The organism is Streptomyces sp. DSM 116795 (assembly GCF_055792905.1).
On record NZ_CM147707.1, the window covers coordinates 4545632 to 4567987 of the forward strand.

A 22356-nucleotide genomic window follows, 5' to 3' on the forward strand; every position below is an offset into this window, starting at 1 on the left:
CGGACGAGCGGACAACCAGTCCGGCTAGGTTCTGCCTCCCGGGCCTTCGTCGTGGCCAAGCGGAATTACGGGTGAGGCGGAGTACGGCTTCGCAAGGTGAGCTTGTCGGCACGCAGCCAGCGAATCTCTGGCTCAGCTCACTAACGTCACCGAAGCCGAACTCCGCCTCGCGGCCGGGCTGGTGAGTCTGTGGTACGAACGCCTCCAGCGGAGCCTTGCCGGATTCGACCAGGACCTCGGGCTTCCTGCCGACAACGTAGTAGCGGGCTATCCCGTAAGAGACGTCGGTCCGTGCTTCTCGACGAGCCGCGGAAGATCCGGGAGACCGTCCTGTCGCCCCGGCTGAGCTGCCGCCGGTTCGACGTCGACGTGTCCGGAATCGGCAAACGGTGATGTCTCGCGTGGGAAAGACGCGCCTCGCCTCTCACGGTTCACTTCCAGAAACCGACAGAGCGGAATGGAGAGCACCATGCCCGAGGAAGCCGGCAGCGAATTCTGGAAGAACCTCAAGCCGATCCAGAACTCCTTCAAGCCGGACGCACTGCCCGAGGTCTACCTCTCTCAGGTGGCCACGGATGACGATCGCTACTACGTACCGTTCTCGGAGACTGTCGGCTCACGTCCGCTGTGGATCAACGTCAAGGACAACACCTGGGCCGACATTCTGCGGGCCAAAGAGGCGGGATTGGTCAACCGGCACTACCACCCGCACGAGGTGTTCGCCTACACGATCTCCGGGAAGTGGGGCTATCTCGAGCGGCCCTGGACCGCGCACGCCGGTGACTTCGTCTACGAGGCACCGGGCGAGGGACACACTCTGGTCGCCTACGACAGCGGCGAGCCCATGAAGACGCTCTTCATCGTCAAGGGCCCGTTGATCTGGCTGGACGAGAACGGCGAGACGGCCGGCCACTTCGACGTCCACGACTACATCGACATGTGCCGCAAGCACTACGACCAGGTCGGACTCGGTGCCGACACCGTCGACGCGCTGTTTCGATGATCCGGCCCCTCCCGATTACCAGAGGTCACCATGACCGGTACCGATAACCAGCCCGGCACAGCGGCCCCACCCACCGTGGGTGAAGCAAACCGCTATGAGAACCGGCTACTGCTCATCCTGTTCCTGGCCTTCGGGTTCGTCTTCTTCGACCGGCAGGCGCTGTCCTTCCTGGCCCCGTTCATCAACAAGGACTTCTCCCTGTCCAACACGGAGTTGGGCACGCTCTCCGGGGTGCTGGCGCTCACCTGGGCACTGTCGGGGATGGTGGCCGGCCGCCTGTCGGACCGGCTGGGGAGGCGTAAGCCGTTCCTGGTGGCGGCTGTTGTGCTCTTCTCCTGCTTCTCCGCTGCGGGCGGGCTGGTGGCCGGTTTCGTCGGCCTGCTCGCCGCTCGAGCGCTTATGGGGGTGGCGGAGGGCGCAGTACTGCCGCTGTCGCAGTCGCTGATGGTGGAGGCGTCACGGGAACACCGCCGTGGCCTCAACATGGGCCTGCTGCAAGGCTCGTCGGCCGGGCTGCTGGGAGGGATCCTCGCCCCGCTGGCCGTGGTGTGGATGGCTCAGCAGTACAGCTGGCGTACGGCCTTCCTGGTGACGATCATCCCGGGCCTGCTCATCGCAGCCTGGATCGCGAAGTCGGTGCGTGAGACCCCACCGCGCGGCAAGGCCCGCGTCGGTGGTGAGACCGACGCTGTTGCGGGCCCGGCCGGCCCCAAGGTGTCGGTGCGGGAAGTCCTGGGGCACCGCAACATCGTGCTGTGCGTACTGGCCGCCTGCTGCTACCTCACCTGGTTCGTCGTCATCATCACCTTCACGCCCACCTATCTGCAGACCGTCAAGGGCTTCTCCCCGGGCACCATGAGCGGCGTCATGACCTGCTTCGGGGTGGCGTGGGTCCTGTGGGGGTTCCTCACTCCCGCGATCTCCGACCGTATAGGCCGCAAGCCCACCATGATCGTGTTCTCGGCCGTCGCGGCACTTTGCCCGATGGCAGTGGTGTATGTCGCCGACCCGCTGGCGCTTGCGCTGGTCGTGGTGTTCACCTACACCGGCCTGGGCTGCTTCACCCTGTTCATGGCCACGATCCCAGCCGAAACGGTGCCCCGCGGGGCACTGGCCACCGCGCTCGGTCTTGTCATGGGGGTCGGTGAACTGGCCGGTGGTTTCCTTTCCCCCATGATCGCCGGACGCGCCTCGGATGCCTGGGGCCTGGAGGTGGCGATGTTCATTTCCGCCGGTGGAGCGGTGGCGGTCGTGCTGCTCTCCTGCGGGCTTCGGGAAACCGCACCGCGTGTGCTGCGCCGACGGGCCGCCCGTGTCTCCGCTCCGGGCGGAGCGGCGGGGACGGTCGAATGAGGGCCGCGGTCTGGCACGGAGCCGGGGACGTCCGTATCGAGGACGTGGGTGTTCCCGAACCGGGGCCCGACGAGGTTCTCCTCAAGGTGGCCTACTGCGGGATCTGCGGCAGCGACGTGCACGAGTACGCCGACGGTCCGCATGCCATCCCGGTCACCGAGCCGCATCCGGCGTCCGGCACGATGGCGCCGCTCGTCCTCGGCCACGAGTTCTGCGGGACGGTCCTGTCGCTCGGATCGGCCGTGACCGGGGTCGCCGCCGGTGACCAGGTGGCGATCGAGTCGAACTACCGGTGCGGGACCTGTCCGCGCTGCCGGGACGGCGAGTACAACATCTGCCGGCACTTCGGCTTCGCCGGCCTGATGGGCGATGGAGGAATGGCCGAATACGCCGTCGTCCCCGCCTACATGGTGCATCGGCTCCCTGCGAGCGTGTCGATGGAGCAGGCCGCTCTCTTCGAGCCGGCCTCGGTCGCTCTGCACGCACTGCGGCGCGCCGGCACAGCACCCCGCGCAGTAGCGGTCGTCGGTCTCGGACCGGTCGGCCTGCTGACTGTGCTGCTCGCCGCGGAACGCGGCGTGCGGCGGATCATCGCAGCGGACCTCTCCCCGGATCGACTGGACATCGCCGCACGGCTCGGCGCCACCGACCTCATCGACGCAGGCCGCGTGGACGACGCTCCGGGGGAGCGGATGCGCGAACTGGCCGACGGGGAGGGCGTCGACGTCGCATTCGAGGTCGTCGGTTCCCAGGCCGCCCTCCGCACCTGCCTCGACGCGACCCGGCGCGGCGGAAAGGTCGTCCTCGTCGGACTGGCTCAGGACGTGCGCCTGGATGCCTTCGCTCTGGTCAACAAGGAGCAGTCGATCGTTGCGAGCGTCGGCTACCGCGACACCTACCCGGAGCTCATCCGACTGGTGGGGGAGCGAGGCCTCGACCTGACACCCGTCGTCACCTCGACCATCGCCCTGGATGAGGTGATCACCGACGGCTTCGAAGCGCTGCGGGAAGACGCAGGAAAGCAGATCAAGATCCTGGTGGACCTTACGGGTCCCAGTACCGGAACGCCACTGCCGCCGGCTGAAAGGAGACTCTGACGTGACCACCGGAATGCCGCCCGACGCCTTCGCCGGCCGAAGCGTCCTGATCACCGGAGGGACCTCCGGCATCGGTGCCGCTACGGCTGTCCTCTTCGCCCAGCTGGGCGCCGACGTGCACGCGCTCGGCCTGCTTCCGGCGTCGCCGGACGAACAGCCCCGGCACGAACGCGTCCACGTCGCTGACCAGGACGTCACCGATCGCGAGGCGCTCGCCCGCCGGATAGCGGCATGCGGCCGCGTCGACCACCTGGTCACCTGCGCCGGTGTCAGCCGGGACCGCGACGAGTACGACGTTGCTGCATGGGACCAGGTGCTGGCCGTCAACCTCAGCGCCACCATGGCTGCCTGCCAGGCGGCGCGCCCGCAGCTCGTACGGACCGCCGGGAGCATCGTCACCGTCTCGTCGATGTTCGGTTTCTTCGGAAGCCGGGACCGGCCCGCCTACAGCGCGAGCAAGGGCGGCATCTCCCAGCTGACCCGGTCCCTGGCCGCTGAGTACGCCGCGGACGGTGTCCGCGTGAACGCGGTCGCACCGGGCTTCGTATCCACCCCGCTCGCTCGCGGCGTCATCGACGATCCGGACGCCGCGCAGGCGGTGCTGGCCCGTGTCCCACTTGGCCGGTTCGGCCGACCGAACGAGATAGCCACCGCGATCGCCTTCCTGTGCTCGCCGGCCGCCTCATACGTGAATGGAGCCATCCTCCCGGTCGACGGGGGATACCTGGCCGTCTGACCTCCGGTCGGCCTGCTGCGGCCGGCGCCAGGTCTCATTCCACCCTGGACCGTTTTCGGGCGCCTGCTGGTGCCGAAAGGCTGGCCCTGCCCCAGCGGGATGTGGATTCTCGCACCGGCGAACCCTACGGGCGCTTGGGTATGTACCCCCGGCGCCACCTCGCTCTACCCTGCTGGGCACCCGCACGATTGCGCCTGCATCCCAAGCAGTGCGAAGGCATGCGCACGGTAAGGAGGCCGACATGCCCGTACTCGCTGTCTCCACCGTGTCGACGAGATCCGTCGCCCCCGCGGACCGGGTCGAATTCTGGGAGGAGCACAATCGGCGAGCGCTGGTGGGACTGACCTGCTCGCCCTATTCAGATCAGGGCTTGCTGGCCTCAGAGACCAACATCGAGCTCGGCGACCTTCGGATGGCTGAAATCGCCGGCAACGAACACGTCATCGAGCGCACGCCGCGAACCTGCCGGGCGTTTCCGAAGGACTCTGTATTCGCCACCCTGCTGACAGCCGGCAAGGGGGTGTTTTTCCACGCGGGTGGCTGCCTCCTCTTGGAGGCAGGTGACATGGTGCTCTACGACACCCGCCGCTCGTACCTGTTCGGATTTCCCTCAGCCATGCGGCAGTTGCTGGTGGACATCCCCTGCGAAGTGTTCCGCCAACGTTGCGCTGAGGGCGACGTGTCGGCACCGATCCTCTTCGGCAGGGGCCCGGCATCTGAGGGCGCACTCATCTCCACACTGAGGTCGACGCTTTCCGACTCTGCCGCGCGGGCGCGTGAAGGAGCCGATGTAGCGGCGGACACCGAGGACGTCGTGCTGGACCTCGTCCGATCACTGGCCACGCCGCTTCTGGATGACCGTTCCGTGTCCGTCGACAGATTCTCGCAACTAGCTGTCGCCAAGGACTACGTCGACCGGCACCTGCGCGACGCCCGGCTGGGCGCCGAGCAAGTAGCGGAAGCAGTCGGCGTGTCGACCCGGCACCTCAGCCGGATCTTCGAACCCACCGGAGTAAGTCCGTCACGCCACATCCTCGAGCAGCGGCTTACGAAGGCCCGCGAGCAGCTGACCTGCACCGGTTCCCGCGAACTCACGGTTGCGGAGGTCTCCCATCACTGGGGTTTCGCCAGCCAGGCACACTTCACCCGGGTTTTCCGAGAGCGGTTCGGTCAGACACCCGGCGAGGTACGTCCAGCCGCCGCGCGTTCCCGCCCCTAGCGGTGGCTCGGCACCTGCCAACAACGCGGTCGCCCCTACGCCGCATGCGGCGGGGCCCACCGTCGCAAATACGATGCGCGTTTCGGTGAGGTAGTGATGTCCGACCAGCCACGTCGCTTGTCGACCGGTCCGCCGGAGGATCTGCAGGATCTCGCGGCGTATCGCGCGAAGGTCTCACATGCTGTCGTCTCACTCGATGTCCATTCGAGAGAGCCCGACCGCTTCCGCGGAAGGCTCAGGGCAGGAGCCACCGGCGACATCCACCTGTTCGACATGCATGCCGACGCACACGCGGTCCACCGCACCCCCGTCCTCATCGCCCGGGCACCGCAGCAGTACTTCAAGTTCTCACTCATCGAGCAAGGCACCGGCATGATCATCCAGGACGGTCGCGAGACCGAACTCCGGCCCGGCGACATGGCGCTCTACGACACAGACAAGCCCTACTCGTTCCTGTTCGACGACTGGACCCGCATGTCGATCGTCATGTTTCCGAGGGAGCTGCTCGACATTCCGGCCGACCTGCTCGCCGGTCTCACAGCCGTACGGCTCGACAGCACGAGTGGCGCCGGCGCCACGATCCGTCCCTACCTCAGCGCCCTCTCGCACCAAATCGGCCAAGTCGAAGGCCATGTGGCCCGGCGTCTGTTCCGCACCGCGTTCGAGCTGGTCGGCACCCTCCTCGAGGACAACCTCTCGAGCGCTTCCCCCGCGGGCAATTACAACGCTCTGTTGCGTCGCATTCTCGAGTACATCGACGAAAACCTCGCGCAGCCGGATCTCTGCCCCACGCAGATTGCTGCTGCTCATTTCATCTCCGTCCGGCGCCTTCACGCACTCTTCAGCGATCAATCCATGACGGTCTCGACCGTGATCCGCACTCGCCGATTGGAGCGGTGCTACGACGAACTCGTCAATCCACTGCTCAACGGAAGACCGGTCACAGCCGTCGGACGCGCGCACGGTTTCGCCGACGCAACTCACTTCAGCCGTGCATTCCGCGCTCACTTCGGGGTGCCGCCCTCGGCCGTGCGTCGCGAGCACGCTTGAGTCAGCACGTCCTCACACAGCGCCTCCCGAATCTCTGCACGCGACGTCAATCCCTCTGCGCAGAAGGCAAACCGGGGCGCGGCACCTCGATCCGAGAATGAGCCCTCTTGCTCACCCGATCGAGGAGGATCCCATGTCCGAGGTGACCGCCACCCTCCTGGACCTGATCACCGTCCCGCCAGAGACCGGACGCGCGATCCCCGATGCAGCCACCGGTCAGACGATCGGCTACGCGCCGGTGCACACTGTCGCCGACCTCGATGCTGCGATCGAGGCGTCGCGGATCGCGCAGGCCGCGTGGGCCCAACGCGGTCACGCTGAGCGGAGCCGCAGGCTGAACGAGATCGCGGACGATATCGAGGCCAGCAGCGAGGAGTTGGCCGTCCTCCTCTCCCGCGAGCAGGGCAAGCCGCTCGATGGCCCCAACGCGCGCTTCGAAGTGGGCGCTTGCGCGGTGTGGACGCGCAACGCAGCGGACACCGTGCTCGAACCCGAAGTGCTCTTGGAGGCAGGGGACAGCCGCGCCGAGCTCCATTACGTTCCACTCGGCATCGTCGGCGCGATCGGGCCGTGGAACTGGCCGATGATGATCGCCGTCTGGCAGATCGCCCCGTCACTGCGCATGGGCAACGCAGTCGTCGTCAAGCCGAGCGAGTACACCCCGCTTTCGGTGCTCGCGCTGGTCGAGATCTTCAACCGCCACCTGCCCCAGGGCGTGCTGACAGCGGTGTCGGGGGATCGCGAGGTAGGGGCCGCGATCGCCGCCCACCCCGGCCTCGACAAGATCATGTTCACGGGTTCGACCGCGACCGGCCGCAAGATCGTGGAGAGCTCCTCGCACAACCTCGCCCGGCTCACACTCGAACTCGGCGGCAACGACGCCGGCATCGTGCTGCCGAGCGCCGATGTGGAGTCGATCGCCGAGGACCTGTTCTGGGGCATCTTCATCAACACCGGCCAGACCTGCGCCGCACTCAAGCGCCTGTACGTCCATGACTCCCAGTACGAGCAGGTCGTCGACGTCCTTGCGGGCATGGCGGGGCGTATGCCGATGGGCAACGGGCTCGAACCGGGCAACGTGCTCGGCCCGCTGCAGAACAGGAAGCAGTTCGACATCGTCAGCCGGCTCGTCGAGGACGCCCGTCGGAGCGGCGCGCGCGTTGTAGTCGGCGGCGAGCCCGCGCCCGAGCTCGGCCCGCTGTTCTACCGCCCGACGGTCGTCGCGGACATCGGGGACGGGGCGTCACTGGTCGACGAGGAGCAGTTCGGACCCGCGATTCCGGTCATCCGATACACCGATGTCGACGACGCCATCGCGAGGGCCAATGCGAGCAACCAGGGTCTCGGTGCCTCGGTGTGGTCGGACGACCCCGACGCCGCGCTGGCAGTTGCTGAGCGGCTCGAAGCCGGCACCGTCTGGATCAATCAGCACGGCACCCTCAATCCGCTCGTTCCGTTCGGTGGCGTCAAGGCCTCTGGCTACGGCATGGAGTTCGGGGTGCAGGGTCTGAAAGCCGTCGCCGCACCCAAGGTGATCTCGCGGTGACCGCAGGGCACATGGAGCGAGGAGATCGGTGATGACGGAGAGATTCGACGCGATCGTCGTCGGTGCCGGCACCGCCGGGTCGATCGTCGTCAGGCGGCTCGTGGATGCGGGGCGTCGCGTGCTGCTGCTCGAGGCGGGCGGGCGCGACGAGAACCCGATGATCCACGACATAGCGGGGATGGGGACTCTCTGGCACGGGCCCGAGGACTGGGACTACTACACGGTCCCGCAGAAGCACGCGGACGGTCGGCGTCTGCACCTGCCCCGCGGCAAGGTGCTCGGCGGGTCGCACTCGCTCAACGCCGCGATCTGGGTGCGCGGCCTCCCCGCCGACTACGACGCATGGGCCGCACAGGGATGCGAGGGCTGGGGCTGGGGCGACGTCCTGCCCGAGTTCCGCCGCATCGAGAACTGGCACGGCGATCGCTCGGCTCTGCGCGGCCGCGACGGGCTCATCGACGTGGTCGGTGACGCCGACCTCGTGCCAATCCAGCAGGCCATCATCGATGCGGCCGTGCAGAGTGGCGTTCCCTACAACCCGGACTACAACGGCGAGGTCATCGACGGCATATCTCAGCAGCAGATCACCGTCCGGGGCGGGACACGGCTCACGAGCTATATCGCCTACGTGCGCCCTGTCGAAGACAGCGATCTGCTCGACGTGCGCACCGGAGCCTGGGTGCACCGCGTCCTGCTCGACGGGCCCCGCGTCGTCGGCGTCGAGTACGAGGTCGGTGGCGCGCTTGTGCAGTCGTATGCCGACACCGTGGTGCTGTCGGCCGGCACGCTCGACTCGCCGCGCATCCTGTTGCGGTCGGGCATCGGACCGGCCGAGGAACTCCAGGACCTCGGGATCGAGCCCGTGCGGGACCTGCCCGGCGTCGGCAAGAACCTGCACGACCACCTGCTCTCACCCGTGATCTTCACGACCGACGCACGGGAGATCGCACCGCCCCAGCCGAACGTGTCGGTCACCCAGACACACCTGTTCTGGCGCAGCGACCCGTCCCTACCGTCGCCCGACACGCAGCCCATCAACTTCAGCGTGCCGATGTACGAGCCGTGGATGGCGGGACCCGGGCACGGCTTCTCGCTCATGGCGGGCCTCATCACTCCGCGCAGTCGCGGTTCGGTCACCTTGACGGGACCACGCCCCTACGACCCGGTGGCGATCGACCTCCGCGCACTCGAGGACAGGCGGGACGTCGCGTCGCTCGTAGCCTCCGTCCGCCAGTGTCGCCAGATCGGCCGCGCTCCCGCTCTCGCGGACGAGTGGGGTGCCCGTGAGCTGTATCCGGGTCCCGAGTACGGCGACGGCGACATCGAGGCGTGGGTGCGCAAGACCGCGATCACCTATCACCATCAAGTCGGCACCTGCCGAATGGGCGTCGGCGACGACGCAGTCGTCGACCCGCAGCTCCGTGTGGCGGGCCTCATGGGTCTGCGCGTGGTCGACGCCTCCATCATGCCGACCATCGTCTCGGGCAACACGAACGCGCCGAGCGCGCTGATCGGCGAGAAAGGCGCGGCGTACCTGCTGGCGGAGTGAGTCGCCACACGCTGGGGCGTGTGGCGGGATGCCTCGGGGCGGCCGCTCCGTCGCGGTGGGCAGGCGTACTCGTGAACACCCCACAGACAGGGCCGTTCTTGCGTCGGCTCAGGAGCAGTTGACGAGATCCCGTCCGATCGGAACAGATCGGGCGGGATCTTCGATTTTCGGGCGCCCGGACGGCGGAGCATCGTGCTCGTGAATCCGTTTCAGGGTGTGGGTTCCGCGCTCTTGTTGTATTCAGCGGCCACCTCGTTCACCGCGTCGATGAGCGCGTGCAGCGCGGGGTTCGGGTCATCCCTGCGCCAGCCCAGGACGAGCGGGATGGGCGGAACGTCGGCCACCGGCACGAGTACCACCCCGGGCAGCTTGATGTGCGATGCGGAGATCGGCACGAAGCCGACGCCGACGCCTGCACCGACGAGCGACATGATCGTGTGAGTGTCCGGCGCCTCCTGGACGATCTTCGGGATCAGCCCGTGTTCGAGGTATGCGCTGTGGATCAGTGATGCCAGGGCGGCGCCGCGGTTGAGCGGGTAGCTGATGATGCCTTCGTCGCGTACATCGAGCAGGCCGATCTTCTTCCGGGTTGCCAGAGCGTGATGTTCGGGCAGCGCGACGGCCATGTCGTGCCGGGTGATCTCCCTTGTCTCCGTCTCTGTTCCCGAAACGGGCAGGCGCATCAGGCCGGCGTCGATCTCGTCACGGTCCAGTCGTTCGATCAACTCACCGCCGTAGACGGGCCCGACGATTTCGAGGCTGACCTGAGGCCGGGACTCGCGGAAATTCCTGGTGACGCGGACAAGCACTTCGTAGGAGGTGGGTCCGCTGAATCCCAGCCGTACGACGCCTGTCCGGCCTGCGGCCGCTTGGCACGCGGCCTCTGATGCGGCCAGGGTGGCCTGCACTGCGCGCCGGGCTTGGTGCAGGAAGGCCTCGCCGGCCGGCGTGAGCGTGACGTGCCGGGTCGTGCGGCGCAACAGGGCCACGCCGACTTCGTGTTCGAGTCGTTTGATCTGCTGGGACAACGCGGGCTGGGTGATGTACAGGCGCTCGGCGGCGCGGCGGAAGTTCAGCTCGTCCGCCACCACGATGAACGCCCGGATGTGCCGTAGTTCCATGCGGCGCTCCGGGCTCGGGGATGGAGATGCGGGCGGTACGGCGGCACTCGCATGTTCGTGCTGGTCAGAGCAGATTATGTTGATTCTGCTTATCAATCATAGGCCAGACTTGTGTTAGACGGACAACCCCGGCGCTCTTAATCTGAATCACCAGGTCGAACACTCGGCGCAGGTGATTATTTCGGTGCGAACCGCTGGAATCTTCGTGCGCTTCACCGGTGGCAGTCATTCTGTGGAGAACTTTCCAGGAACTGCGCCGGATCCTGAGACGCGATGTCCACTGACAGCACAAGGATTCCTGATGAGAAACACGCTGCCCGAAGGTGAGAAAATGGCTCGCAAGGCGGGCTGGGCCGCTTTCGTGGGCACCACGATCGAATGGTACGACTTCTACATCTACGCCACGGCGTCCGCCCTGGTGTTCGCGCCCTTGTTCTTCTCCAAGGCGCCACCCGAGATCGGCGTTCTGCTCTCCTTTGCCACCTTCTGGACCGGGTTCCTGGCGCGACCGGTCGGCGGAATAGTCTTCGGTCATCTCGGTGACCGGATCGGGCGCAAGAAGGCGCTGATCACGACGCTGATGGTGATGGGGGTCAGCACGGTGGGCATCGGATTGCTGCCCACCTACGCCCAGATCGGCGCGGCCGCGCCCGTGCTGCTGACGGTGCTGCGCCTGGTGCAAGGGCTCGCCGTGGGCGGGGAGTGGGGCGGTGCCGTGCTGATCGCCACCGAACACGCGAAAAAGGAACGCGGATTCCTCTTCGGCGCGTTCGCCCAGCAAGGCTCGCCCGCGGGGCGGATTCTCGCCACGCTTTCGTTCATGGCAGTCGCCGCATTGCCCAGGGAGGAGTTGCTGAGCTGGGGATGGCGAGTGCCCTTCCTGGCATCCGCGGTTCTGGTGATCGTCGGCATCGTGGTCCGGCTGAGCCTGGAGGAATCCCCGGCGGTCGTGGCGCTGCGGGAGGCCAAGCAGACGGCCAGGATCCCGCTGTTGACACTGTTCCGGGGGAACACCTCGCCGGTGCTGTTGGGCATGGCGGCGATCATGGTCGTGCTCGTGATGGTTTATGCGAGGGACACCTTCGCGCTGTCCTGGGCCACAAAGGATCTCGGCTTCGAGAAGCAAGACTTCCTGCTGATCATCCTGATCGCGAGCGTAGCCCAATTCATGGTGCAGCCTTTCGGGGCCGTAATGGCTACCCGGTGGAATGCACGGAAGGTGGTCACCGTCCTTCTCGCCCTGGAGATTCCAGCACTGCCGCTGATGTTCGTCCTGGTCGCTACGGGCAATTGGACGCTCGCTGTGATCGGAGTGGTCGCCGCGACGATTCCCGATGTCATGTACTACGCGATCATGGGCGGAATGCTCGCGCAGGCATTCCCCGCTGATGTCCGTTACACCGGGATCTCGACGGCCTACGGCGTCGCGGGAGCCCTCGGCGGCGCGACCCCGTTGATCCTGCAGTCCCTGCTCACGTCATCCGGATCTGTCGCGGGACCGATCGTGCTGTCCGTGCTCGTGTGCCTGGTTTCGCTCTTCGCCGCTCGGGCGCTGCTGGCGCTGTCGGCTCGCCGCGAGTTCGTGGTTCCAGCTGAGCACTCTGCTGCCGCAGCGGCATCCTCACCGACTCGCTAGTCGGTGCACTGACGTCGAACGCCCGGCTCGGGCATCGCCGGAACGCTCAGCGTCCGGCGATGCCCGAACCCCGTCACGAGGAGACAGCATGAGCATGGACACCGAAGCGCCAGTCCTCGTCGACCGCGTCGGTTCGACCCTCGTGCTCAGCCTCAACAGGCCGGCCAGACGCAACAGCATCGACGTGGAGGTCCGGCACCTGATCACCGGCGCCGTCGAGGGCGCGGCCACGGACCGGCAGCGCCGGTCGGTCCTGCTCACCGGCTCCGAGGGCTGCTTCTCGGCCGGCGGGGAGGGCGGCGATCATCGATCCGGGCGTCGGGATCGTCGAAACTGCGGGGGCCAACCCGCCGGACATGTCGCGGCGTTCCACGAGGCCGGCGTGAAGGTCATCCACAAGTGCACCAGCGTGCGCCACGCCGTCAGCGTCGAGAAGCTCGGCGTGGACGCCGTCAGCATCGACGGCTTCGAATGCGCCGGACACCCCGGCGAAGAGGACATACCCGGACTGGTGCTGATTCCCGCCGCCGCGCGACAGCTTTCGACCCGGTGCTCGCCGCCGGTGGATTCGCCGACGTACTCGATCTCGTCGCGGTGCCTCACTCCCCGGGGCCGGCCGGGTCGCTGAGTCGATACCGGTGCCCCAGCAGTCCACCGGCTGCTGTGACCAGTGAGAGCGCGACGATCAGGAGGACGATCGACCAGGATTTCCCGGCGCTTGCGGTGAGCAGCCCGGTTGCGGCCAGCGGCATGAATCCGCTGACCACCGCGCAGAGGTTGTACGAGAGTGAAACCCCGCTGTAGCGCAGGCTCGGCGGGAAGAGTTCCGTCAGCAGAGCTCCGGTGACCGCATAGGAAACCGACATGCATCCGATGCCCAGCGTGATGGCGAGCATGACGGCGGCCGGTTCCCGGGAGTCGATGAGCAAGAACACGGGCCCCGCCGAGATCGCGGTCATCAAGGCGCCCAGTACGCACACGTATCCCGCGCCGATCCGTTCGGCGAGCCTGCCGAAGCCGAGGAGTACGACGATCTGGACGGCGGCCGCGACGAGTGTGGCACCCAGCATGAGTGACTTCGGCAGTTTCAGCGTGCTCGTGCCGTAGTTGATGACGAACGTGGTCAGGATGTAGAAGCCGGAGACGCCCAGCAGTGTCGCGGCGACACCGATCAAGAGCCGGCCCCACGATCGGCGCAGGACCTCGACCACGGGCATCGAGGACCGCTCGTGCTCCGCGACCAGCACCTTGAACAGCGGCGATTCAGCGACTCGTCGGCGCAGGTAGAGCGCAACGAGCAGCAGAGGGAACGCGGCCAGGAAGGGCAGCCGCCAACCCCATGAATCGAAGGACTCCGCAGGCAGCAACGACACCGCGGCGAATGCGCCGGAGGACAGGAGCGTGCCGATCGGTGAACCGACCTGGGGCAGCGCGGCGTATCGCCCGCGATGCCGCGGCTCGGCATGTTCGACGGCCAGGGTCACGGCACCGCCCCATTCGCCTCCGACGGCGAAGCCCTGTACGAGCCTCAGGAGGGTCAACAGCAGCGGAGCGGCCACGCCGATTGAAGCGAAAGTCGGAAGGACGCCGATGAGCCCGGTGACCAGGCCGATCAGCGTGACGGTCGCGATCAGCGATATCCGTCGACCGTAGCGGTCGCCGATGTGCCCGAAGACGACGGCTCCGAGTGGACGGGCGGCGAAACCCACAGCGAACGAGGCGAACGCGGCGAGCGTGGTCACCGTCGGATCGTCGGTGACGAAGTAGAGCCGGTTGAACACGATGGATGCGGCGGTGCCGTAGAGGAAGTAGTCGTACCACTCCAGTGCCGTGCCCACGAAGGCGGCGAATGCGACCTTGCCCGCATCCGAACTGTCCACAGGGGGCGCTGAGTTCGCGGTGGTCTGGGTCATGACGTCCCCAGCACGGTCTGGGACGGCCAGGAGACAGCCAGTGGCCACAGCACCGCATGCACCGTGTCCCACAGGCCGGGGTCGGCTTCGATCGTGACCGGGTGGTCGGCGGCCCGCCGCCCCCAGATACTCAGGAGACGGTGCGCAGCGTCGCTGGTGACGACGGCGTCACCGTCGGCCGGCTCGTCGCCGTCGCGGAGTTCGAAGTGCGGATCGCTCCCACGGGATGCCGCGAGGACGACGTCGGGCTGTCCCGGGCTGCGCAGTACGAGCCGCAGAGCAGTCACGCCTGCCTGGCGAAGGCGGGCAGCAGGAGCCTCGGCGAGCATGGGCAGGGTGTTGAGCATGTCCACGGCGTGCCGGGTGAATTCGGGCTGAGCCAGCAGCTCAAGACCCAGCCGGTCGTCTCCGACGAGATCCCACCGGTGAATGGCCGCCTCGCTGCGGGAGTGCCGCTCCACGGTCGCGGCCGTGAAGGGGCGCCCAGTGAATTCGAATGTCGCGTCCGGACCCTGGGCCGCCAATGCCGCGGTGGCGGCGATCTTGCGGCGGCTTTCGTCGAGCAGGGCTTTGCGCAGTTGCTCGTCGTCGAGCGCGACGAAGGCTGCTTCTCGCTCGCCGAAGGACTGGGTGGCGCGGGCGGGTTCGCCCGCGAGAGTCTCCTCGATGAGGTCGGCGATCTCCTTTGCGCCGGCGGCCATGTGGGCGACGAGTTCGTGCGCGGTCCACTCCGAGCACGCTGTGCGAGCGTCCGGGGCCACTCCGGCCAGGGTTTCCACAATCGCCCTGGACTCCCTCGGTGCGTTCGTCATTGCGATGCTTCCTCTCCGTGTACGGGTCGGCGAACCGGTGCCTGCGGCCAGAGCCGTTGGACCGCGGGTGTGGCGCCGAAGAATGCGGCCGCCGCGATGAGCGCGGTCGCGTCGGCGCCGCGTCCAGCAGTGATCTGCAGGCCGATGGGGAGCCCGGCGCCGTCGAAGCCGGCGCGCACCACACAGGCCGGCAGACCGGCGAGGTTCTGGGGGACCACGTTCGGCATGACCAATCGCCGGAACGGCAGCGACATGCCTTGGTGCAGTACCGTCCCGCTCTCGTCGCAACGTGCTGGAGGGCCCGCGGAGACCGGACTGAGGAGGACGTCGTATCCGTCGAGGGCGCTGTCGAAAGCGGCAACGATCTCCGTACGACGGGACGAGGCCGCGACGACTGCTTCGGCGTCCAGCTTTTCGGCCAGGGCGATGCGTCGCTGTACGTCGCTTCCGTATTCGTCTCGGCGCTCCGGTAGCAGCCCGGTACGGCGCTGCTCGGCCAGTGCTTCGGCGAGCAGGACCGTCGCGTAGCAGGCGTAGGTCTCTTCGGGATCGGGGCAGTGCACGTGTGAGATGCGTGCGCCGAGGTCGGCGAAGGTATCCAGCGCATGGTCGAACGCGGCCCGCACGTCGGGATCGAGGCCGACCTCCGTCTGGTCGGCGGGCACGCCGATACGCAGGCCGCGTGTCACCGCGGCAGGGTCCGCCTCGGCGTTCCGGACCCGGGCGGGCAAGTCCCGGTCCTCTTCACCTCGGGCGGAGAGCACGGAGAACAGAACTGCGGCATCAGCGGGCGTGCGCGCCATCGGTCCGACGTGGTCGAGTGAGGGCGCCAATGGGCGGGCACCGGCCGTGGATACGACGTCGAACGTGGGCTTGAAGCCGACGATGCCGCAGAACGCGGCCGGCATGCGGATGGACCCTCCGGTGTCCGAGCCCAGCGCGAGCGGGACAAGGCCCGCCGCCAACGCCGCGCCCGACCCGCCGCTGGAACCCCCGGGGACGCGCTCGGGCGACCAGGGATTGCGGGTTGGACCGAAACGCTCGCTCCCGGTGGTGATGCCCCAGCCGAACTCATGGGTGGCCGTCTTGCCGATCATGATGCCGCCGGCCGCGCGAACCAGTGCCACGGCTTCGGCATCGTGATCGGGAACGTGGTCGTCGAAGAGCGCCGAACCGTAAGTGGTGCGCACGCCGGCGGTGTCCAGCAGGTCCTTGACGGCGAAGGGCACCCCCTCCAACTCGGCGGCCGTGCCCTGCTCATAGCGCTGCTCCGCGACGAGCGCCTGCGCTCGCGCTTCCTGCCAGCAGGTGGTTGTCAGCGCGTTGATCGTCGGCGCCACAGCCGCGCTTCGCCGCTCAAGCGCATCCACCAGTTGCACCGGCGAGCCGGCTCCGGTCCGGAAGGCGTCGACAAGCTCAGCCACCGAAGGCAACGGTCCAGCGCCGGCACCGGACCCGTCCACTGCCGCCTCGTCGTCTCCGAGTGCGCCCGGCAACCCCATGATTTTCTCCCTTCGAACCCGACGGACCGCTCCAGAAAAGCGAACATGACGTCGTGTTCTCGTTCAGGACTGTAGGGGTCTTATCCGAAGGAAGACAAGAGTGAGACGTCGCTTTTTGTTTTCGCTTCGGTGTGTGGGGCTAGCACGCTACGTCTCAGCAGGTCAGACGCCCTTTCAGAGTGAATAAGCGACGCGGCGTTCTCTTTTGGGTTACGCTGAGGCCGTGTCGAAGATCCCGCCGACTCGCAAGGGCCGAGAGACGCGCGACCGCTTGATCGCTGCAGCACGGACCGTCTCCGGGCGCCACGGCTACACGGCGATGCGTATCGCGGACGTCGTGGAACGAGCACACAGCTCCACCGGGGCGCTCTACCGGTACTTCGCCAACAGCGATGACCTGTTCGCTGCGGCGATCGGCGATCTCCATCAGGAGTTTCTGGACGCCAGCCGCGTCAGCGAGCACAGCTTCGCCGACGATCCGTACGGCGCGATGTGCGAAGCCCACGAAGGTTACTTCGCGCACTACTACCGTCATCGCGAGTTCATGCGGGCCTTCATCGAGGCCGCGCACGTATCACGGCGGTTCATGGACATCTGGTGGGGCATGCGCCGCGACCATGTCGAACGGTTCGTGCATTCCGTCGAGCGCCACCATGGCATTCAGCAGGTCGACGGCATCCCGGTGATCGTGGTCGCGGACGGGTTCGCCGCCATGGTGGAGCACTGCGCCTACATCTGGTTCGCCCAGGAACAACAGGCACTCAAGCCCGTCTCGGTCCCCGACGCCGCAAGGATCGTCGCACGCGCTTCCTACAAGACGATCTTTACCTGACGGTGCCGCTCCGGCCTCTTCGGCCGGTTGTGGAGGTGTGGTCAGCGGGTGCTGCAGGGCAGCAGGGCCATCTCGCGGGCGTTCTTGATCGCCCGCGCCAGCTGCCGCTGTTGCTGGGCGGATACGTGCGTGACGCGGCGGCTGCGGATCTTGCCCCTGTCGGAGATGAACTTCCGGAGCAGGTCGGTGTCCTTGTAGTCGATGTAGGTGATGCCGGCCTGGTCGAGGGGGTTGCGGCGGGACTTGGCGGGCTTACGGGGGGCGGTGTGACGTGTCACGGGATCTCCAGGTGCGGGGTGTGCGGGGTGTGCGGGGCCGAGTGGTTCGGGTCGCGTCAGGTCGCGTGATCGAGAAGCGGGGCGAAGGCGGACGACAGTTGCCGCCATGCCTCGGGTCCCGCCGCGTATTCGGCGTCCGTCAGCAGGCAGGACTCGAGGACGGCCTTGAGGCCGTCCCGGTCGAGGTCCGGTGAGGTGAAGACCAGATGCTGGCAGCGGTCGCCGTGTTCGGGGTGCCAGTCGAGTGCGGCGGCGGCTCTGCGTTCCGGAGGGACCATCTCCCAGGCGGCGTCCGGTAGTGCGGCCAGCCATGGGCCGGCGCTTTCGACGCCGAGTGCGCCGCCGGCGGCGTCCCACGCCAGCAGGGTGTCAGGGCGGTCGGCGAGCCAGAAGCGGCCCCGGCTGCGGGCCGCGGCGCAGGTCAAATCCTCCAGCGCGTGGTAGAGCCGTTCCGGGTGGAAGGGGCGGTCGCGGTGCCAGACGTAAGTCCTCACCCCGCATTCGTCCGCCTCCTGCGGCAGCAGTGCGCAGGCGGGATCCTGGGCCGCGGCGGCGGCACGTACGTCGAATCCGGCGAAGGCGGCGGCTGCCGGCTCGCTCGATGCCGCGTGCAAGTGCTGTGCTGTGGGGTGCAGTTGGTTCAGGAGCGCCGCGTCCTCCTCATCCGCGTCCTCACTGTCGACGAGGACGAGTACGGAGGCGTACTCCAGCTGCCGGGCGAAGGTGTCGGCGACAGTCCGTTGGTCACTGGGAGCCGCGGCGAGCCCCGCGTCGGCCAGGTCGTCGCCGTTGCCGAGGCAGGGCAGGAGCAGCGCGGGGTCGACGGCTGTGAACACACCGGTGAGGACGACCTGTTCGCCGTACGCGGCCACGACTTCGGCCATCGCCCTGGGCTCCACCGAGTCCCACAGTTCCACGACGGCGAGCCGGGTCAGGCCGTCTGCTGCCAGCCTCTCCAGTTCGGGGATCAGGTCCTCGCGCAGGGCGCAGCAGGCGCAGCCGTTCACCAACGGTGCCTCTCCGGCGCTCAGTTGGCCGGAGTCGCTGCGTATGGTCCGCAGCACCGTTCCTTGTGAGGCCGTCGAGTGATCGTGGTGCAGTGCGACGCTGCCGGGCACGGTCCGCAGCAGGCGCTGTACGACCTCGCCGCGCGCCTCGGAGTGCAGCCCGCCGACGATGACGACGGGAAGCTTCGGCTGCCTCTCCATCAGCGGGCCTCTCGGCGGCCGTAGCGGCGCTCGAAGCGCTCCACCCGCCCGGCCGTGTCCAGTACGCGGGCTGTGCCGGTGTAGAAGGGGTGGCTCTCGGAGGAGATCTCGACATCGATGACGGGGTAGCTGTTGCCGTCCTCCCAGTCGATCGTCGTGCCGCTGGTGGCGGTCGAGCGGGTGAGGAAGGCGAATCCCGCGGCCTTGTCACGGAAGACGACGGGACCGTAGGCGGGGTGTATGCCCTGCTTCATAGCGGTGTCCTTTGCGTGGGGTCTCAGCTGTGTGGGGTCTCAGCGGGTTTCGCGGAAGTCGACGTGACGCCGCGCAATGGGGTCGTACTTGCGCAGGGTCAGGCGGTCGGGGTCGTTCCGGCGGTTCTTGCGGGTCACGTAGGTGTAGCCGGTGCCGACCGTGGACCGGAGCTTCACGATCGGGCGCATTTCGTTGTGAGCCATGAGGGCACTATATGAAAATGGTTCCCATTAACAAAGCGATGCCCGCACTCCGAGAGGCAGGTCACGTGTGTCCGCCCGCTGCCAACTGACGGTGCCAGGCCCGGCTTCAGCGCGAGCGCTACTGGTTGCCGGGCGAAGGCCGTCACGTGCGGTGCCGGTTCAGCGAACCCGCCACGTGGTCCGTGCGGCCCGGGTCAGGGGCTGACCCGCGGCGGCCGAGGGAATGTCAGCCCGGACAGCCCGGACAGCCCGGACAGCCCGGACAGCCCGAACAGGCCGAAGGTGATGGCCGGTTGGCCCTTCGCCTGCGCATCCTCAGCGCTCGTAGGGAGAAGGCCGGAATTCTGTCGGAGACGCGTCGCCGCTTCCCGGGGCCGGTCCTCCCGCCGCGGGAAGAGCGGGCGCCCGTTGGTCCTCGGCGTACGCCTTCAGGTAGATGACCGCAGTGTTGATCACCGCCATCAGCGGCACCGCGACCACGGCGCCGGGGATTCCGGCGACGAGGCTGCCGCCGACCACCGCGAGGACCACTGCGAGCGGATGTACGCGAGCCATCCGGCCGAGGATGAACGGCTGGAACACGTGGCCTTCGAGTTCCTGGACGAGCACTACGACGCCCGCCACGAGCAGGGCGGTCAGGAGGCCGTTGGTCACGAGGGCGACGAGCACGGAGAGCGCGCCCGAGACGGCGGCTCCGATGATCGGTACGAAGGCGGAGATGAAGATGATGACTGCCAGCGGCACCGCGAGCGGTACGCCGAGGAGCAGCAGCCCGAGGCCGATGAAGACGGCGTCGATGAGGGCGACCAGCACCGTGCCGCGTACGTATCCGGTCAGGGTGGCCCAGGCACGCGGACCGGCGCCGGCGACGGCATCGCGGGCCGCACCCGGCACCAGTTTGAGCACCCAGTTCCAGATCCGGGCGCCGTCGTAGAGCAGGAAGAGGCTGATGAACATGGTCAGCGCCACGCCCGAGAGGAAGCCGGCCAGGGCGGTGACGCCCGCGAGCCCCGCTGAGGTGGCCGCCTCGCTGTTGTCGCCGAGCCACCGGCTCAGGCTCTTGCCGATGTCGTTGACCTGTTCTTCCGGAATGTGGAACGGGCCCTTGACCGCCCAGCGTTGCATCTCGTCGATGGCGTCCTGGATGCGCTTGGTGAGGGTGGGCAGATTCTCCGTCACCTGCCAGGCCACGAACCAGGCGATCAGGCCGATCATCACGAAGCCGGCGATGAAGCTGGTCGCCGTTGCCAGCCCCCGGCCCACCCGGTGCCGCTTGAGCCAGGCGACCGTTGGCTGCAGCAGTGCCGTAACCAGCAGACCGGCGGCGAAGGCGAGGACGAGCAGGCTGATCGCCCCGATGATCCGGCTCAGAACCCAGACGAGTGCCGCCAGCACCAGCAGCCGCCATGCCGCCTCGGCCGCGACCCGCAGACCCCAGGGCAGAGCCGCCGAGGGCGCGGGCCGTCCGCCAGGCGGTTGTGACGGTTCGGGTGTCCCCGTCCCGGGCGGGCCGGCTCCGACCTCGGGGGCCGCCGCTTCCTCGGCCGGCTGCCCGGCCCGGCGCTTGACGACTCTGGCGGCAAGGCGTGCCACGCCGTCGCGCAGTCTGCCCGCCCTGCTCGTCATCGCCCCGTCCTCCGCCGTCGCAAAGCCGTCTCGCCATGGTCCGCCGCTGTTGAGCGACGACGTTACCGGCGTGGAGGTTGCTTACGGGAAGGGCACGCGATGGTCGGAGGAAGCGGCGGATCGGGGATACCCCGGCCTCCGTCGCGCGCGGTGAGTGGCGGTCCTGGAGCCGCTGCTGCCGAAGGCCAGGAGCCGGGACGGCCCGCCTGGCGGGCCTCAGCCTCGCAACGCCGCGCGCAGGCGCAGTCCGTGGTGGCGGCGCAGCCGGTACGCCTCCCAGGCGGACAAAGCCGTCACGGTCACCGGTGCGCCCATCATGAAGGCGGCCCGGGCGAGCGGCGGGACGTTCTCGTAGGCGCCCGTGGCCACGTCCATGATCGCCATCTCCCACACCAGAAGGGTGGCGAGGATCGGCGGCACCAGCTCGTGGATGTCGGCTGTGCGGAAGACGTGTACGAGCGAGAGCCCGATGCCGTAGATCGCGAAGCCGAGGGACCACAGCGCCAGCAGCGCGATGACCACCTTGCCGGGGATTCCCACTAAGTCCCGGAAACCCTGCAGCTCCGGCGCCACCGCCAGTGGGAAGGTGAACATGGAGGCAACGACGGCCGTCACCGCGCCGAGCGGTTTCAGGGAGCGGCGCAGATAGACGCGCCGCAGTCCGCCGCGGGCCGCGACGCAGAAGACGCCGACGACGACGGGGAACGTGCAGATCAGCACGAGTACGCTGATCCAGCTCTGGTCGAGGCGATCGAAGACGACATCGACCGCCTTCCCCGTGTCGCTGATCGCGCTGTACGTGACCGTCAGCCACACCCAGGCGACGACGCCCGCGACCGTGCGCCACAGTTGGAGCTTGCGGACGGTGGGATCCTCGACGACGCCGGGACGCGACGGACGGAAGACCTTCCGTGCCGCGTGGAGCGGGTTGAAGACGTACCGCGCGATCCGCCGCCCCCGGGCCGGCTCCGGCGGAGGCGTCGGCGGCCATGGGCGGTGCGGTCCCCAGCCGGGCTGCGGCGGCAGACCCGGCCCGGGCTGCAGACCCGGCCCGGGCTGCGGGCCCGGCTGCCAACCGCCTTGCCGGCCCGGCTGCGGCGATCCCTGCCCCGCCCCTTGGTTGCCCCCGTGGCCGCCATCCCAGTGGCCGCCACCCGGTGCGCCTCCAGCTGTACTCATGCCGCCGACCCCCCAGCCCCCCGCCCGGTCGGTACGCCGGGGCCCACGCGATCCTATCCACGCGCGCCCGCTCCCGAGCGTCCGCGAGACCTGGGCTCCGGCAGCCGGACCCCTAGACAACAGGCCGCCATGCCATGCGGGTTGCACCCTCCGGGATCCGCCTTCGCCGGCGATCGGTTGCCGGGGTGCGCGTGTACGTACGCGACGTGCGGACGGGCGCGAGGAGCCGTCGGCTGTC

21 protein-coding genes are annotated in these 22356 nt (G+C 68.0%); 11 read left to right on the plus strand and 10 right to left on the minus strand.

Annotated features, from left to right (window positions below):
- Nucleotides 1–469 precede the first annotated feature (469 nt).
- From ACSMXX_RS19630 to ACSMXX_RS19665, 8 genes are all read left to right on the plus strand, one after another.
- Complete coding sequence (locus ACSMXX_RS19630) at nucleotides 470–1003, plus strand: 2,4'-dihydroxyacetophenone dioxygenase family protein (protein ID WP_473180004.1); 534 nt, start codon at nucleotides 470–472, stop codon at nucleotides 1001–1003.
- A gap of 30 nt (nucleotides 1004–1033) precedes the next feature.
- Entirely contained in the window at nucleotides 1034–2356 is a 1323-nt protein-coding gene (locus tag ACSMXX_RS19635) for an MFS transporter (protein ID WP_473180005.1), read from the plus strand.
- Nucleotides 2353–3453 carry a 2,3-butanediol dehydrogenase gene (locus tag ACSMXX_RS19640; protein ID WP_473180006.1) on the plus strand — a complete coding sequence of 367 codons (1101 nt, stop codon included), beginning with the start codon at nucleotides 2353–2355 and terminating at the stop codon, nucleotides 3451–3453. Before ACSMXX_RS19635 ends, ACSMXX_RS19640 begins: the two co-directional genes overlap by 4 nt.
- Nucleotide 3454: 1 nt before the next feature.
- Nucleotides 3455–4189, plus strand: coding sequence for an SDR family NAD(P)-dependent oxidoreductase (locus ACSMXX_RS19645; RefSeq protein ID WP_473180007.1), 735 nt, complete (start codon nucleotides 3455–3457; stop codon nucleotides 4187–4189).
- A gap of 241 nt (nucleotides 4190–4430) precedes the next feature.
- Complete coding sequence (locus ACSMXX_RS19650; protein ID WP_473180008.1) at nucleotides 4431–5408, plus strand: helix-turn-helix domain-containing protein; 978 nt, start codon at nucleotides 4431–4433, stop codon at nucleotides 5406–5408.
- A 96-nt stretch (nucleotides 5409–5504) separates the two neighbouring features.
- On the plus strand, nucleotides 5505–6458 hold the full coding sequence (locus tag ACSMXX_RS19655) for an AraC-like ligand-binding domain-containing protein (protein WP_473180009.1): 954 nt from the start codon (nucleotides 5505–5507) through the stop codon (nucleotides 6456–6458).
- 133 nt (nucleotides 6459–6591) lie between these two features.
- A complete protein-coding gene (locus tag ACSMXX_RS19660) occupies nucleotides 6592–8004 on the plus strand; it encodes an aldehyde dehydrogenase family protein (protein WP_473180010.1) in 1413 nt (470 codons plus the stop codon).
- Between the two features lie 31 nt (nucleotides 8005–8035).
- Nucleotides 8036–9553: a GMC family oxidoreductase gene (locus tag ACSMXX_RS19665; protein WP_473180011.1), complete on the plus strand. Its 1518-nt coding sequence runs from the start codon at nucleotides 8036–8038 to the stop codon at nucleotides 9551–9553.
- 209 nt (nucleotides 9554–9762) lie between these two features.
- Here the strand turns inward: ACSMXX_RS19665 and ACSMXX_RS19670 are convergent, their stop codons facing one another.
- Nucleotides 9763–10674 carry a LysR substrate-binding domain-containing protein gene (locus ACSMXX_RS19670; protein WP_473180012.1) on the minus strand — a complete coding sequence of 304 codons (912 nt, stop codon included), beginning with the start codon at nucleotides 10672–10674 and terminating at the stop codon, nucleotides 9763–9765.
- 301 nt (nucleotides 10675–10975) lie between these two features.
- Between ACSMXX_RS19670 and ACSMXX_RS19675 the strand changes: the two genes are divergently transcribed.
- Both ACSMXX_RS19675 and ACSMXX_RS19680 read left to right on the plus strand, forming a co-directional pair.
- Nucleotides 10976–12310, plus strand: a complete 1335-nt coding sequence (locus tag ACSMXX_RS19675; RefSeq protein WP_473180013.1) for an MFS transporter — start codon at nucleotides 10976–10978, stop codon at nucleotides 12308–12310.
- Between the two features lie 88 nt (nucleotides 12311–12398).
- Nucleotides 12399–12938 carry an enoyl-CoA hydratase-related protein gene (locus tag ACSMXX_RS19680; protein ID WP_473180014.1) on the plus strand — a complete coding sequence of 180 codons (540 nt, stop codon included), beginning with the start codon at nucleotides 12399–12401 and terminating at the stop codon, nucleotides 12936–12938.
- On the opposite strand, the gene ACSMXX_RS19685 is transcribed toward ACSMXX_RS19680, so the two are convergent.
- The 3 genes from ACSMXX_RS19685 to ACSMXX_RS19695 are packed head-to-tail and all read right to left on the minus strand — an operon-like array spanning nucleotide 12910 to nucleotide 16459.
- Nucleotides 12910–14223 (minus strand): MFS transporter, encoded by a 1314-nt coding sequence (locus ACSMXX_RS19685; RefSeq protein ID WP_473180015.1) that lies wholly within the window; start codon nucleotides 14221–14223, stop codon nucleotides 12910–12912. The genes ACSMXX_RS19680 and ACSMXX_RS19685 overlap by 29 nt on opposite strands.
- Nucleotides 14220–15035 carry a maleylpyruvate isomerase N-terminal domain-containing protein gene (locus ACSMXX_RS19690; RefSeq protein WP_473180016.1) on the minus strand — a complete coding sequence of 272 codons (816 nt, stop codon included), beginning with the start codon at nucleotides 15033–15035 and terminating at the stop codon, nucleotides 14220–14222. The genes ACSMXX_RS19685 and ACSMXX_RS19690 overlap by 4 nt, the downstream gene beginning before the upstream one ends.
- A complete protein-coding gene (locus ACSMXX_RS19695) occupies nucleotides 15032–16459 on the minus strand; it encodes an amidase (RefSeq protein WP_473180017.1) in 1428 nt (475 codons plus the stop codon). Before ACSMXX_RS19695 ends, ACSMXX_RS19690 begins: the two co-directional genes overlap by 4 nt.
- Nucleotides 16460–16760: 301 nt before the next feature.
- Between ACSMXX_RS19695 and ACSMXX_RS19700 the strand changes: the two genes are divergently transcribed.
- Nucleotides 16761–17369 carry a TetR/AcrR family transcriptional regulator gene (locus tag ACSMXX_RS19700; RefSeq protein WP_473180018.1) on the plus strand — a complete coding sequence of 203 codons (609 nt, stop codon included), beginning with the start codon at nucleotides 16761–16763 and terminating at the stop codon, nucleotides 17367–17369.
- Between the two features lie 41 nt (nucleotides 17370–17410).
- On the opposite strand, the gene rpsR is transcribed toward ACSMXX_RS19700, so the two are convergent.
- The 6 genes from rpsR to ACSMXX_RS19730 form a co-directional block, all read right to left on the minus strand.
- Nucleotides 17411–17647: a 30S ribosomal protein S18 gene (gene rpsR, locus ACSMXX_RS19705; protein WP_473180019.1), complete on the minus strand. Its 237-nt coding sequence runs from the start codon at nucleotides 17645–17647 to the stop codon at nucleotides 17411–17413.
- Nucleotides 17648–17703: 56 nt separating this feature from the next.
- Nucleotides 17704–18855 (minus strand): CobW family GTP-binding protein, encoded by a 1152-nt coding sequence (locus ACSMXX_RS19710; protein WP_473180020.1) that lies wholly within the window; start codon nucleotides 18853–18855, stop codon nucleotides 17704–17706.
- Complete coding sequence (locus tag ACSMXX_RS19715) at nucleotides 18855–19109, minus strand: type B 50S ribosomal protein L31 (protein ID WP_473180021.1); 255 nt, start codon at nucleotides 19107–19109, stop codon at nucleotides 18855–18857. Before ACSMXX_RS19715 ends, ACSMXX_RS19710 begins: the two co-directional genes overlap by 1 nt.
- Before the next feature lie 39 nt (nucleotides 19110–19148).
- On the minus strand, nucleotides 19149–19313 hold the full coding sequence (rpmG, locus tag ACSMXX_RS19720) for a 50S ribosomal protein L33 (protein WP_473180022.1): 165 nt from the start codon (nucleotides 19311–19313) through the stop codon (nucleotides 19149–19151).
- A 315-nt stretch (nucleotides 19314–19628) separates the two neighbouring features.
- Complete coding sequence (locus ACSMXX_RS19725; protein WP_473180023.1) at nucleotides 19629–20939, minus strand: AI-2E family transporter; 1311 nt, start codon at nucleotides 20937–20939, stop codon at nucleotides 19629–19631.
- Nucleotides 20940–21155: 216 nt separating this feature from the next.
- Nucleotides 21156–22118, minus strand: a complete 963-nt coding sequence (locus ACSMXX_RS19730) for a hypothetical protein (RefSeq protein ID WP_473180024.1) — start codon at nucleotides 22116–22118, stop codon at nucleotides 21156–21158.
- Nucleotides 22119–22356: the final 238 nt, after the last annotated feature.